At 44.3% G+C, this 13814-nt stretch carries 15 protein-coding genes and 1 pseudogene; 4 read left to right on the top strand and 12 right to left on the bottom strand.

Going from position 1 to position 13814, the window contains the following annotated elements; genetic code table 11:
- Nucleotides 1-107: 107 nt before the first annotated feature.
- From QUB13_RS00380 to QUB13_RS00370, 3 genes and pseudogenes are all read right to left on the bottom strand, one after another.
- A pseudogene (locus tag QUB13_RS00380) lies at nt 108-858 on the bottom strand (IS1 family transposase).
- Nucleotides 859-1196: 338 nt separating this feature from the next.
- Entirely contained in the window at nt 1197-1424 is a 228-nt protein-coding gene (locus QUB13_RS00375; protein ID WP_333089915.1) for a hypothetical protein, read from the bottom strand.
- Entirely contained in the window at nt 1366-2364 is a 999-nt protein-coding gene (locus tag QUB13_RS00370) for a hypothetical protein (RefSeq protein WP_333377623.1), read from the bottom strand. Before QUB13_RS00370 ends, QUB13_RS00375 begins: the two co-directional genes overlap by 59 nt.
- A 361-nt stretch (nt 2365-2725) precedes the next feature.
- On the opposite strand from QUB13_RS00370, the gene QUB13_RS00365 reads away from it, so the two are divergent.
- Nucleotides 2726-3007, top strand: a complete 282-nt coding sequence (locus QUB13_RS00365; protein WP_194012524.1) for a helix-turn-helix domain-containing protein — start codon at nt 2726-2728, stop codon at nt 3005-3007.
- A gap of 56 nt (nt 3008-3063) precedes the next feature.
- Entirely contained in the window at nt 3064-3348 is a 285-nt protein-coding gene (locus tag QUB13_RS00360; protein ID WP_333378214.1) for a helix-turn-helix transcriptional regulator, read from the top strand.
- Between the two features lie 33 nt (nt 3349-3381).
- Here the strand turns inward: QUB13_RS00360 and arfB are convergent, their stop codons facing one another.
- On the bottom strand, nt 3382-3795 hold the full coding sequence (gene arfB / locus QUB13_RS00355) for an alternative ribosome rescue aminoacyl-tRNA hydrolase ArfB (protein ID WP_333377620.1): 414 nt from the start codon (nt 3793-3795) through the stop codon (nt 3382-3384).
- A gap of 262 nt (nt 3796-4057) precedes the next feature.
- Here arfB and QUB13_RS00350 point away from each other — a divergent pair, with 262 nt between their 5' ends.
- Nucleotides 4058-5020, top strand: a complete 963-nt coding sequence (locus QUB13_RS00350; protein WP_333377617.1) for an NAD-dependent epimerase/dehydratase family protein — start codon at nt 4058-4060, stop codon at nt 5018-5020.
- A gap of 253 nt (nt 5021-5273) precedes the next feature.
- Here QUB13_RS00350 and QUB13_RS00345 read toward each other — a convergent pair whose 3' ends face one another.
- Both QUB13_RS00345 and gnd read right to left on the bottom strand, forming a co-directional pair.
- Entirely contained in the window at nt 5274-5744 is a 471-nt protein-coding gene (locus QUB13_RS00345; protein WP_333377615.1) for a restriction endonuclease, read from the bottom strand.
- Between the two features lie 152 nt (nt 5745-5896).
- Entirely contained in the window at nt 5897-7351 is a 1455-nt protein-coding gene (gnd, locus tag QUB13_RS00340) for a decarboxylating NADP(+)-dependent phosphogluconate dehydrogenase (RefSeq protein WP_333377612.1), read from the bottom strand.
- A 288-nt stretch (nt 7352-7639) separates the two neighbouring features.
- Here gnd and QUB13_RS00335 point away from each other — a divergent pair, with 288 nt between their 5' ends.
- Nucleotides 7640-8062: a hypothetical protein gene (locus QUB13_RS00335; RefSeq protein WP_333089901.1), complete on the top strand. Its 423-nt coding sequence runs from the start codon at nt 7640-7642 to the stop codon at nt 8060-8062.
- Between the two features lie 235 nt (nt 8063-8297).
- On the opposite strand, the gene QUB13_RS00330 is transcribed toward QUB13_RS00335, so the two are convergent.
- The 6 genes from QUB13_RS00330 to QUB13_RS00305 all read right to left on the bottom strand — a co-directional run bounded on the left by QUB13_RS00330 (nt 8298) and on the right by QUB13_RS00305 (nt 13785).
- Nucleotides 8298-8894 (bottom strand): Uma2 family endonuclease, encoded by a 597-nt coding sequence (locus tag QUB13_RS00330; RefSeq protein WP_333377610.1) that lies wholly within the window; start codon nt 8892-8894, stop codon nt 8298-8300.
- A gap of 474 nt (nt 8895-9368) precedes the next feature.
- Nucleotides 9369-11234, bottom strand: coding sequence for an ABC transporter ATP-binding protein (locus QUB13_RS00325; RefSeq protein WP_333377606.1), 1866 nt, complete (start codon nt 11232-11234; stop codon nt 9369-9371).
- Nucleotides 11235-11338: 104 nt separating this feature from the next.
- Nucleotides 11339-11950 (bottom strand): hypothetical protein, encoded by a 612-nt coding sequence (locus QUB13_RS00320; protein WP_333377603.1) that lies wholly within the window; start codon nt 11948-11950, stop codon nt 11339-11341.
- Complete coding sequence (locus QUB13_RS00315) at nt 11947-13095, bottom strand: AAA family ATPase (RefSeq protein ID WP_333377600.1); 1149 nt, start codon at nt 13093-13095, stop codon at nt 11947-11949. Before QUB13_RS00315 ends, QUB13_RS00320 begins: the two co-directional genes overlap by 4 nt.
- A complete protein-coding gene (locus QUB13_RS00310) occupies nt 13095-13448 on the bottom strand; it encodes a hypothetical protein (protein WP_333377597.1) in 354 nt (117 codons plus the stop codon). Before QUB13_RS00310 ends, QUB13_RS00315 begins: the two co-directional genes overlap by 1 nt.
- On the bottom strand, nt 13441-13785 hold the full coding sequence (locus QUB13_RS00305) for a DUF433 domain-containing protein (RefSeq protein WP_333377594.1): 345 nt from the start codon (nt 13783-13785) through the stop codon (nt 13441-13443). Before QUB13_RS00305 ends, QUB13_RS00310 begins: the two co-directional genes overlap by 8 nt.
- Nucleotides 13786-13814 lie beyond the last annotated feature (29 nt).

Raw genomic sequence — 13814 nt, 5'->3', positions numbered from 1 at the left:
TCTAATACCAATTTCATTAAGTAGCGTTACATCTTACCCCCCCCCAAGGCATCGGGGGGCTAGGACTTGATCTATAGCACATCTTTAAAAAAATGGGCGTTGCTGAATCAGGGTATGATACGGGTCCAAGTACGAGAGGGGAGCCGAAAATGATTTCTTGGATTTTGATGGGGAATTGGAACATCTCCAAATTTTAGATAATGAATTAGTAATTTAATTGAATAGCCTAGCATTTGTTCAGACTTAGAATAACAAAGAGTTTTTCTTTTTAAGCGAGCTATCCGGGTGTCTTAGTCTTGTATTTTCACCCTCAACTCTTGTCATATAGGTTTTGCTAATAATCTGATCTCCCTCTGGAATAAAATTTGGGTAAACTTTCCAGCCATCTGTCACATAAAAATAGCATTTCCATTTACTAACAAGATCCCATAGTAGTTCAAAAGTTTTTGCGCTATGGTCGCCTAAAGTCCATCCTAAAATACCTGGCTTAAAGTGGTCTACTGCTGTCCCGATCCAGGTCTTGTTTTTTTTTGAACCGACAAATGTTTGTAATTCATCTAATTCTCCCACTTATGGATTTATTTGTGGCTCATAAAAATCTAGCAAGAGTTTTTCTGCTTGTTTTACCCAATTAATAATTGTAGTATGATGCACATTCTTGACTCTTTCAATTGCTCGAAAACCCATGCCATTAACATACATTTTTAAGCATTCACGTTTCACTTCTTCGGAGTAGCCTTTTTGAGCTTGATAATCATCTATAAATTGTCTCTTACATTTCACACAGATATAATTCTGTTTGCCTTTTTTATGAGCATTTTTATTAAAATTAGTTGACTGACATTCAGGGCATTGCATAATATTGTATTTTAATGAGTGTTATTTTTTGGTACTCGCACGACCACTTCATCATATCCTAATTCAGCAACGCCGATTTCTGATACTCAGCCATCTTCTCAAACCCCAGAATAAATCGTTGACACCAGCCATCAGCCCACAAGGCCGGAATTTTAAACCTCGCCGCACAGTTGGGGTATTCCGATCGCACTTTTAACCAATCTCGATACTAATGCCGTAAGCGAAGCAGACCGAAGGTATCGCCCCCGTACATCCCCAAATCAACCCAACATCCTGTCAAATCCCGATCGCCCACTTGATCGGGGACACGGCACCGTGCCGCGCCCGAGATCCGTAGATTACTTGCGGCAACCTTCGGCGATCGCCATTAACACAGCTTTACGCACTTCAGGATGCGATTTCTCCAGCCCGTTAGCCCGAAAAATCCAGTGTCCGCCGCCCGCGTGCTCGATCGCAATCTTTTGTCCGTCAGGCAAAACAATTTGCCACCAATTCAACACAGTGGCTTTAATCAGTTGGCACTGAATCTGGCTTAATTGAGCCTCCATCAGCTTCAGTTGACGCATGATAGGATTTTGGGCTGAGGATTTCATTATTTTTCTCCTTAAATAAAGTGGACTGTTGCTCTGCTAAAATTTCAGTTCTCTGATTTTTCAACTTAATTTCACTTTCTGAACTTTTCGCCTTAATTTCACTTTCTGAACTTTTCGCATTAACTTCCCTTGTAGCACCTTTCTGCTCAATTTTACCTCCAAAACCTTTAGATTTAACTTTACCTTTAGCTCCAGTTGCAGACTGTTCCGCTGCGGGCTTCTTAAATTCCGCGTCCAACTGGTCTAAAATCTCCTCTTGTTCGGGAGTGTGTTCCGCCGGCTGCTCTAGGTTTCTGGGGTTATATTCGTCAACCAACCTCGCCAAAAATTCCGAAACTGACATTCCTGCGGCAGCCGCTTTTTTGGTTAAAAGGTCGTAGGTATCGGTTTTGATCCGAATTTGCTTGAGCCGGAGGTTGGGATTGTTGTCAACAGTTTCGGCAATAGTTACTGCCGTAATCCTTTCTTTGGGGATGACATCCACCACTTCTTGCCACTTTTCCTCTAAAGCACAGTCACCGTACTGGTCTGTAACTGCGTGTTTGAACAAAGGCACAACTTGAGCGACACAGCTTGGCAAAATCTCAAATCCGGCTTTGATTAAGCGCAGGCAAATGCCAGCAGATTTGATGATTTGCGTGCAGTAAAAATACTGTCTGCCTAATGCTTGTTCGCAGTAACTTTTAAAAGTTTTGAATTTGTGTTTGTACAATCGCAGTTTTCTGATCGCGTCCAGCATGATTCCTTGCCGCACGTAGTCTAGAAATCCCCTTTTAATTTCCCCTGTCAGGTAGTCTAAATCGTGAAAGGGAGATTGATTTTGGATTTCTTCTTCAAAGTCTAGCAGCGGGCCTGCAAAGTGAAAGTTGGAGGCGATATCGCCTAGGTAGAAGTTTTCGGTAGATGTGGTCACGATCGGGAATGGGTGGAGAAATGGAACGATAACACGGAAGTTGTGCGATCGCAAAGTGGAAGTTTTGGTCGGGTTCTTTGATACAATTTTGAGTTGGGTTGTGCTGCAGGTCGATCGACCTTACAGCAGGGCACCACATCCTCGGCGCTGAGGAAAAGAGGCTTGAGGTATGCGCCCAACCTCCAAAAATCAGCTTGGGTATGCAAGCACAATTGACAGACACTGCAAATAAGGCGGTTATTCAAACCTGCACGTTTTGAATGTTCGGCTCGCTCGGCCGCCTTTGTTTTGCCTACCAACATGAAGTTTACGTCTTATTAAACTCTTTGTCAAGACGTTAGCATCATGAATATTTCGTCCTATGATTGAAGAAGATTTACAAGAAAAGGAGAAGTCTCCATTGAGACGACTCAGAGAACAAGCTGGACTAACACGCCCTCAAGTCAAAGAAAAAATCGGAATTTCCGAGCGAAGACAAGCTGACTGGGAACTCGGCAAGGCTCTACCTAATGCTGAAAACATACTTGCGATGGCTAACCTGTACCAGGTTTCTCTAAAAACTATGTTTGAGCTTTTAGGATTAGACGTAACCGAAATTCCCGATGACTTACCAAGTCGCGAGCCCTCGCCGAACGACAACTAACAAGCACAGCTAAACCACGATCTCGATCGTCGATTTGTCAACAACTTTGGCTGTGAATTTGCTATGATCTGCCCCAAAATAAACAAACTCAAGAGTCCAAAGATATACCAGCACTGCAAATCTGGCGGGAGGCTGTGGGTTTATCGCAATCGGCCTTAGCAAAGCAAATTCCCGACAAAACGGGCGCAAAAACCCTAAGTCAGCAAGCCATTAGCAAGTGGGAGCGAGGATTAGACAAACCCGAACTGACTATTGCTCAAATGAAAGCCCTTTGCAAAGCTCTGGGAAAAACGCTTAACGATTTACCCAACGATTTAGGCCCACAAAATCCTGACCAATAAAAAGTCAAAAAGCCCGATCGCCCGATTCGTCCATCAATCGGTAATTTTCCCTCTCAGAGCCTTAATCTGCCCCCGCTTGGTTTTGCTGTCGAGACGCTTGCGCTGGGAACTGCGAGTCGCTTTGCTGGGTTTGCGCCTTTTGGGGATGACGATCGCACTTTTAATCAGTTCTTGCAGCCGCCTCAAAGCCTCTTCCCGGTTCTGTTCCTGGCTGCGGTGTTCCTGCGCTTTGATGACAATCACACCTTCGGAGGTGATGCGCTGGTCGTTGATTTGCAACAAACGCTGCTTGTAGCGATCGGGCAATGAGGAAGCTGGGATATCAAAGCGCAAGTGAATAGCACTCGCCACCTTATTGACATTTTGCCCGCCCGCGCCTTGGGAGCGAATCGCACTAATTTCGATTTCGCGATCGGCAATAAATACTGTGTTGGAAATTTCTAGCATGATTGGGCGGGCGATCGAGCAAGCTGTAGAGATAATTTGGGTAACTTAATCTTTAGAATAACCGCGACTGACACATCTAGACCACAGAAACCGGTTTTTTTACCCTGACTGCGGGTTACAACTAAATATTTTCTCCAAAAACCCGGTTTCTCATCCCTGCTGCATAAATCCTAATCACTACTTTTTCTACCAAGAGATAGTCGCTTTTGAGGTTGCAAAAATAGTAAGTATGTAGAAACAGAAAAAATAGGTGATCCAGCAGATGGCAGATATAAAGCTGAGCATTGTTATTACCAGCGCCGACTCCGAACTCGGACAAGCAACAGTCCGGCAGTTTGTAGCGCAGGGACACAAAGTAACTGGATTGACACAGGAAAAAGACGGTGCAGCAGCCGTGCATTCAGCCGGCGGAGTTGCGGTAGAAACTGACCATTCCAGCGGTGTGGAACTCAGGGATGCGATTCTCGCCGCCAATCCAGATGTGGTTGTCAACCTCACACCGCAAAAAGCAAATACCCTGCTCAGCGACGGGCAAGATTGGAAAGGATTCGATAAAACGCTTTCTACAACAACTGGTGCACTGCTGACAGCGGTAAAAGACACAAATATTAAGTTGCTAATTCACACTAGCTACACTTTTTTGTACGGTAACACCAAGGAAGCAACAGAAAACACACCGCTGAGCGTACCGGGTGATGACGCAATTTTCAAAATGGCGATCGCCACCGAAAATCAGGTGACAAACAGTCAGATTCCGACTTGTGTATTGCGGATGGGATACCTGTACGGGCCTGAATCGGAAGACCTCAAACTGTATATAAAATCGTTTAAAATGGGTCGTCCTTATTTTGCCGGGCCTGACAGCAATCTGGGAAACTGGCTGCACTTTGAGGATGCGGCGGCGGCTTTGGTAAAGGTAGCCGACGAACCGGAACCGAAGGGTGCAATTTTTAACGTTGTCGATGGTGTGCCGGTGTCTTTTGCTGATTTTATCGATCGATTCGCCTTCACCCTGGGCAGAAAACGCCCCGCGCGGATCCCCATGTGGCTGACACCGCTAGCACTGGTGTTAGTTGTCACCCCTCAACAAGTCGATTTATTAAAGCTTTCTACTACTGTCAACAGCGACTCATTCCGCAAGCAGTTTGGGTGGAGTCCGCGCTATGCAAGCTACCGAGAGGGTTTGCAGCAAACGGTTGATACCTGGGGAGCGAGTGCTAGTTGAATTGTTGGGATTTCAGGTAATTAGTTCGCGATGCAGAACTTCTATATGTCAATGCTTCGGTTAGCGCTTTTTTGTGTCATTGCGAGGAACGAAGCAATCGCAGTATCTGTTTTTTACAGTTAACTAACTTTTAGTTATTGTAGGGTGCGTCAGTGGTAAATGTTTGTTCACTTTGCCGAGGGTTTCGCCTGACGCACCCTATGAGCTGGCATACAAACAACCGATGTAGCCCTTGCAGATCCTGGTATATAAATTAGTTACAATGTTTAGAGATTAAGATGAATTCGATTAGTTTTTTTCTATCCCATAAATCTACTTCGTTAGATTTAGCAAGATTGTAAGCGTTTTCTGTGAATCGGTTGTTGGTGATGACTCTTCCTTTATTTCCTTTGTAATGTCTGACGGCTCCTGCTACTTCTTGAACGGCTTTAATACCAACTGGATTTTTGCTTCTTTTTGCTTGAACCACTGTTGTTGAGCCATCTTTGTATAAAATTAAATCAGCCCCATAATCTTGACTATCTTGAGTTAAATTAACACTGTAGCCACAGTTTATAAAATGAACACGTAGAAATTTTTCAAATTCTTTTCCTGTCATTTCATCCACTTCCACAATACCACTTTCTAATAAACGTTTTTTTGAATCTTCTTCTTTAAATGTATCAAATACTGCTACCGCAATCTCACCGATAACAGCAGCGGCTTTTACTATAAAAGGTTTCATAAAATTAGATTTATTTTAAAGGAGTAGTTATGATTGTACGAGATTTGCTAACTATAGTTATTTAACAATATTGCAAGTAGATTGTAGGGTGCGTCAGGCGTGAATGTTTTTTCACTTTGCCGATCGCCTCGCCTGACGCACCCTACACCGAATTAGTCCGTAGTGCCGGTTTGCAGCGACTCTTGAGCAGCCTGCGTCCACTCTGAGTGGAAGAATTCACCGCGCGGTTTGTCGGTGCGCTCGTAGGTGTGAGCCCCAAAATAATCGCGCTGAGCTTGCGTCAGGTTTTGCGGTAATCTTTCGCGCCGGTAGCTGTCGAAGTAGTCCAGCGACGCGCTGAAGGCCGGTACTGCAATCCCCAGCAGGCTAGCGGTAGACAACACCTCGCGCCAAGCTGATTGGCGATCGAGAATAGTCTGTTTGAACTCCGGCGCTAACAGCAAATTCGGCAGCGCCGGATCGTCATTGAAAGCTGTTTTAATCTTGTCCAAAAATCCAGCCCGAATGATACAGCCGCCTTTCCAAATTCGGGAAATTTCGCTCAAACTCAATTCATAATTGTACGACTTAGAGGCCGCGCTCAACAGCGCCATGCCTTGGGCGTAGGAACAAATCTTCGAGCAGTAAAGCGCATCTCGAACTTTGTTGACAAACTCCTTAGTATCGCCTTCGTACTTGGTGGTAGGCCCCGTCAGTACGTGGGAAGCATTGACGCGCTCTTCTTTGTAAGAAGACATAATTCTCGCATTCACCGCAGCGATAATTGTGGGAATGCTCACGCCCAATTCCAAAGCACTCATGACAGTCCAGCGGCCCGTGCCTTTTTGACCGGCCGCGTCCATAATTACCTCAACTAAGGGATGCTTAGTTTCTGGGTCAATGTACTTGAAAATGTTAGCAGTAATTTCAATCAAAAACGAGTTGAGTTCGTCGGTGGTATTCCATTCGGCAAATACTTCTTGCAACTGCTGACCGTTGAGTCCCGCCACGTTTTTGAGCAAATCGTAGGCTTCGGCAATGAGCTGCATATCCCCGTACTCAATGCCGTTGTGAACCATCTTCACGTAGTGACCGGCACCGCCAGGGCCGATGAATGTGACGCAGGGGCCGTCATCTACTTGAGCTGCTATTTTTGTGAGAATTGGCTCTAGGATGCCGTAAGCGGCGTGGGTGCCACCGGGCATCAGGCTAGCACCGTTGAGGGCGCCTTCTTCGCCGCCGCTGATGCCCATGCCGACAAATCCCAGTCCGGCTGCTTCTAAATCTTTGGTGCGGCGTTCGGTGTCGTCGTAGAGGGAGTTGCCGCCGTCAATAATCATGTCGCCCGGTGACAGCATGGGTTTGAGCTGGTCGATAACCGCATCTACGGCTTTCCCAGCTTGCACCATGACTAAGATGCGGCGCGGCGTTTCTAGGACATCGACGAATTCTGTCAGAGTCTTGGCGGCTACTATGTTTTTGCCGGGGGCGCGTTTGGCCATGAATTCGTCGGTTTTAGCTGTTGTGCGGTTGTATACAGCTACCGAGAAGCCTCTGCTTTCGACGTTGAGGGCTAGATTTTCGCCCATTACGGCTAGACCGATTAAACCAAAATTTTGCTTTGTCATGCTAATAACCCGCTAGTTTCGCTTGAGGTTTGATTTGAGATAGAGGAAAGCGAGGCGGGGTATACCGCTTTCCGGTGGACTAAAGTATTGGACAATAGACCGAGGAGGTTTAGGTTTATTTTTATATTGTAAGAATTGCTGTTTGGTAAATCAGTAGGGTTTTTTTAAGATTTAAGGGATATTAAAGACAAGGACTGGTGATGCTAAGGCCACTATTGTGCCGATCGCAGTAACGATAGATACAAACAAGCGCACATTTTGAGGAAAATTTAGGAGACTTTTGTAACTATGGAAGATTTGCAGTATCTGGCGGCCTGGGTGAAGGAGCAACACGCTCGCGAGTATATTTTAACTTGGCTGCTGAGTCAACAGGGGCTGTGGTGGTCTGATGGGGACATTTATCAGGCGGTTTTGCAAAAGTCGGGAAAGCTTTTGAAAGCGTATGTTCAAAAAAGGCAAGCTGGAGAGTTATTTGAGGGGATTTCTGAGAAGTTGGTGGGAGATGAGAATTGGGATGATTTGGTGGTGAGTTTGGGGCGAATTGTTGCTGTGTATCAAGAGGAATTGCTGAAGTTGCAAGAACGGGACAGGCGCGGGGATGGGGTAAAAAAAAAGTTGATTAGCGAACCGTTGACTGGTAATTCTTTGTCGGTTTTGGAGGTGCAGCAAGCTTTGCCAGATCCTTATGCTGATACGCTGACTGGGAGGTAATTGGCGATGGCTTACGCCCCGCTACGCTACGACTTTTCGGAGGCACAATAATCTCAGAAACCGGGTTTCTTTCTATATCTCTGGTACTCAACTGCAAATTGTTGCAGAAACCCGGTTTCTCGCTATTTTTCCTAATCTTAGAAACCGGGTTTCTGCCGATATCTCTGGTACTCAACTGCAAATTGTCGCAGAAACCCGGTTTGTCGCTACGCAGCGATTGAAGTGCGATCGAGATTTAAGGATTGAGAATAGGTGTAAGATCGAGAACAAATCCGGGAAGTACGTCTTCACCCGAAAGTTTTGGCGGTTGGTCAAAAGAGAAATTAATCACTTCTGCTACATCTTCGGACAACCGATAGATTTCTACTAAAGGCGTTTGCGGGTCAATTAGCCAACCTAAGCGACAGCCGTTAGTTCGATAATACCGCATTTTAGCCCGCAATGTTTCTAGGGAATCACTTGCAGAACGCAATTCTATTACAAAGTCCGGGCACAGGGGAGGAAATTTGCGCTTATCTTCTGCGGATAATGCTTCCCAACGTTCTAGGAGAACCCAAGCAGCATCTGGGGAACGCTTCGCACCGTTGGGTAATTGAAAGACAGTGGAAGAGTCAAAGACTTTTCCCAATCGAGTCTGACGATTCCACAAATTTAGGTCTGTAGTCAAATCGGAATTTCTGATGCCGCTTTCGCCGCCTGTTGGAGGCATAATAATTAGTTCTCCTTCAGGGGTTTGTTCTAATCGCCACTCTTCATTAGCGATGGACAATTGATAAAATTGTTCGTCGGTTAAAGCGACGGCTGCAGGTAGGTTGAGAGTTATAGTTTCCATCGTTGATATTATTGCCAACTAGGTTGGTTTTATTATAACTCGCACTTTATGACAAGTTTCTCAAAAAGATCGCATTCAACAGTAAAACAGGTATCTCTGCTTTATCTCGAAGCCTAGATCCCCCTAAATCCCCCTTAAGAAGGGGGACTTTGAATCGAACTTTTGTCACCTCCTTAAGAAGCGGGAATTTGTATTTGACTTTTGTCCCCCCCTTTTTTAGGGGGGCTAGGGGGGATCGAGACTTTGCCACAAAACAAATGAGATTAATCTATCATAAATCTATCTCGCACAATCATCCCAGAAACCGGGTTTCTTCCGATATTTCTCGTACTCAACCCAAATTATTCGCAGAAACTCGGTTTCTCGCCACGCAGCGACACAAATGCGAGCGTTAGGGCTGGTTTATATAGATTGTTTGTGGGAATTCAAGATGGTTGATGAACCCGCCCCTCCGGTAATTCTGTTGATTTCACTCTAAATATAGCTGCTAGCTTGACGGGTGAACATTGAGCAGTAAATTCCGTTTGATGCTATCAATTCGTCGTGAGTTCCTATTTCTGCTACTTTACCGTTTTCCATGACGGCGATACGATCGGCAATTTTGGCCAATCCCAATCTGTGGCTGATGACAATCGTTGTTTTCCCGACGGCGATTTGGCGGAAGATGCTGTAAATTTCGTGTTCTGTCTTGGGGTCGAGGGCGGCGGTTGGTTCGTCAAAAATTAGGACTTCGGCTGTAGAAAGCCGCATGAGGGCGCGGGCGATCGCAATTCTTTGCCACTGTCCCCCGGATAAGTCGATACCGTCTTCTAATTGTTTCCCCAAGGGTGTTTCTAAACCTTTGTCTAAACTGTTGACTTTAGCGGAGATTCCTGATTCGGAAATTGCTTGATTAATTGCGGTGTCATCAGACAGGGAAAGCAAGTCGCCGAAACCGACGTTTTCGCGGACTGTGGAGGGGAAGCGGGCGTAATCTTGCATGACTACTGCTATGCGCGATCGCACGTATGATAGGGAGTACGATCGCAAATCTTGACCGTTCCAGGCGATCGTACCACTTGTCGGGTCGTACAGGCGGCCGAGGAGTTTGCCAAGAGTCGTTTTACCCGCGCCATTTTCCCCGACAAGCACGAGCATTTCCCCCGGATTAATCGTTAAATTGATATCTGTAATTGTGTTTTTAGTGCTACCGGGATAGCCAAAAGATAAATCCTTAATTTCGATGCCAATTTTATCTTTTCTCACCTCAACATCTTGGCTGCTATCCGGCAAGTTTGGCAAGCGAGATGCTACATTTACCAGCGGAGACTGCAATTCTGGCTTCAGATCCAACAGTTGAAAAATCGGACTGACACCGAGGCCAATATCGTACAAATTAGTGTAACTATTAATCAATAATTCTAAACTGTTTTCTACTTGGACTATCAAGCCAGAATATAGCGCCAAATCCCCCAAAGTATAGCGTCCTCCCAAAGCTCCCATTACTACATAAACAAAGGGCAAAGCTACTCCTACTCTACTAAATATCGACCACAACAGTACAATAATTGATGCTTTTTTTCGGATGCCCTGCATCTCGCTAAAAAACTGCACAAACTGACTTTGCCAGCGTTTCAGCCAAAGTTCCTGCAACCCAAACAAACGCAATTCTTTAGCGTATTCTTCCCCAGTTAACACTCGGGCTGACAAGTTCATTTCGCGACTAATTTTAGCTTGCTTTTTTTGAACTCTCCAGATGATTCGGGTATATTTTCTTTCGATGTAAATTGAGGGAAGTGATGAAACTAACATCAACACTGGCACCCACCAAGCTATAGCAGCAGCAAGGCTGACAGATGGAATAAAAATAAAAATTCCCGTGATTGTCATGCTGATGCTGAATGCTAGTTGCTGTATTCGGGATACTCCGGTTTTTGCGAGTTCTACAATATTTAAGAGTTCCGGGTTTTCAAACAGGGCGATATCGTCGAAATTGGCGACTTTTTCGAGAACTTTTCCTTCAACTGCGCCTTGAAGGCGATCGCGCAAAGATGTTACTGTAAAGGAACTCATTGTATCGATGGAATCGCTGACTAATTTGAGAGTTAAGACTCCGGCAATACTCCACAGCAATATTGGATGAGAAAGTATCAAAGCTAAGGGCTGTGCTGTTTTGGGTTGCGACAGCAAGCGAGAGACTTCATCAATGATTAATTTATCTAAAAATAGTACGCCAGATGGGGCTGTACCGCGAATGATATTGAGTAATATTAAATTGCGGAGTTCAATGGGTGCAGCTTTGATTATCAGGCCCAAGCTGCGCCGCAAAGCTTGGAATGTGGTAATTTGGATGGGTTGCATTATTTGTGGGTAGGTGTCGGGTCTAGTCATTCCCGGACGGTAGATTATAGATGATGATTTGATTAATTGTATTTGGCGATCGCATAATTTGTCTTTCTTTATCCTCAATTTTCCCAGGTTGGTTGAAAATTTACGATCGCATTCATAGCTCGTTCTAAGCTGGGGGAATTAGTCTGTGCTGACGCAACTTGCCAATTTCGATCGACAAACTGGATAAGTTGACCGTTGTAGTCTTTACCAATTTTTGCGGTACTATTGCGATCGGGGACGATACCCTCCCGCAGTTCTCGCTTTTTTGACTTTTTAGCCAGATTGATTAAAAGCTGTTTGGGGTCGGAAACTTTATCTACATCAGCAGGAATCAAGTCTACTGAAATACCCAGAAATTCAGCAAATCCCTCCCGATGTGCTAGCAACCACGCTTCGACTTCTTTAACCGCAATCCGAAACAGCAGATTAGGATGTTTTGGTTGAGTTAACCACTCCGAAAGAATTACTAGCGGGCATTCTGCATTATCCAAATCAGTTAATACTAAGTATGGCATTCCCTTTGCCGCATGATTTAATCCAGAAATCACCTTTTTAATTTTGCCATATCCTCTCTGATTCAAGCAATTTCCCACTGAAAAGGGACGTTGAGACTGTTTGAGCATTTGTTTGAGAACGGCTTCACTCAGTACATCCTCAAACACTAGATTGATGGGAATATCCGTCATTTGAATAAACTGAGTAGTTCGATCGCGGGCGGTGCTGTGAGAGGAAGTGCAGCATCTGCTATACTTAAACCTCCTTCTAGTAGCATTTTTATTTGTGCGTTACTTGAGGCAAGTTTTACTTGAGTTCCTTCAGGAGTCGGTGTCATTAGCAAGACTTCTTCGCCGCCAATGCCTTTGTCTGAGAGCAAATCTGCACTGTGGGTACTGAGAATAACCTGTCGCTTTCTCGGACGCTGAAGGCGATAAATCAGAGACGGTAGATTGCTAACAATCGCCGAATTTAAAGAAAGTTCTGGTTCTTCTAGTAACAATAATGTATCGGTTTCTAACAGCGACCAAAGCAAACCAATTAACCGTAACGTTCCGTCCGAAAATTGGTCTTCCCGTTGTTTTCCCGCTCCGGGCCGCCAATGTTCGTAAACAGCTTCTAAATGGGGAACTCCCATGACATCTTTAGTATCCGTGAGGTTTTTTAATTGCGGGACAGCCAACTTTAAAGCATCTTCAATTTTTCTCAATCGCGATTTTCGAGTTTTTTCGGGAGTTTTAGCAACTCGTTCTAAAAAAGTTCTCCCAAAAGCATCTTCGGAAAGTCCAGGAGTAGCAAAAGCTTCGGGATGGCGAACCAACTGAGGAATTAAATGTAAATATAAAATCGATTCTAAAAATTTAGCAATTTCTCTGAATTCGGCATTGGCATTAATTTGCTCTAGATAAGTCTGGGTGAGACGCAGCTCATCTTTTTCATCTTCTGGAGTAGGGCGATCGACAATTTGTTGCTCGCCTTTCCAAACTCGTTCGTAGGCAACAATTGCCTCATTTTTCCCACCTTTTTTCTGTTTAATTCCCAGCCCATACCTCCATAATGGCTGTTGGGAATTAGATTCTGAAAGGTGAATTTCTATTTCTACATCTGGATACCGACGCGCATAAAGACTGCGAATTTTTGAGACGCCGCCTCGATCGATCGCAGCTTTTTGCAATCCGCCTCCTGCTTTCGCCAAATCCCGCAAAAAGCGGAATGAATCGAGAAAGTTGGATTTACCGCAAGCATTCGGGCCTACTATAAAAATGCGATCGCGCAAATCAACATTCACTGACTGAAAATTGCGCCAATTTTTCAGAGCTATATGGGAGATAATCATTAAACCTCTTTAGTGATAGGTAGATGAATAATTTGATCTTGATATTCATTGATAAAAGAACATTCAGCAATCAAAATTAATTCATCTATGTTTTGCCCGACGCTTAAATTCGCGTTTAAAATAAATATCCCAGGAATATGACGATTGGCTTGCAAATGATCGTTTAAGTGACCAGGCATAGATTTACGGTTATTAGTGACCAGGATAAAGTCATATTTTTCACACCATTCTAAAATTTCCGGGTCTTTAGTTCCTTTGGCTGGTATGGAAGGTTCGCCAATGACCCGAATAATTAATTCTACTTGTTTGCTCCGAATTTGAGTAGGATAAACCGGGTCAATGTTTTCATCCATGAGATACTTGAGCGCCATTCTTTTTATTTCTTTCTTCCTTAATTTTTTGCAGTCTAATCGAGGCTGGATGAGGGTTTAATTCTTGGGCTTTTCTTTGTTGGTGCGACCATTCTAGCCAGTTTTCGATATATTTATCTAAGACGGCTTTATTATTTAAATAATACAGGATTGTAGCATAAATTTGATCGAGGGTCAAAGTGTAAAAGTGTTTAATAATTTCCTCTGGTGAACGTTGGCGATAAATATATTCATAGAGGATGCTTTCTATTCCCACTCTTGTCCCTTTTACTCGAATGTCATCATCAGCTAGAAATTCAAAATATTCTTCTATTAGCATGGTTTATTCCTCCATTTGTTGATTAAAAA

It is taken from the genome of Microcoleus sp. B4-D4 (assembly GCF_036705185.1).
GTDB lineage: Bacteria > Cyanobacteriota > Cyanobacteriia > Cyanobacteriales > Microcoleaceae > Microcoleus.
This window is presented reverse-complemented; position numbering and strand designations above follow the sequence as displayed.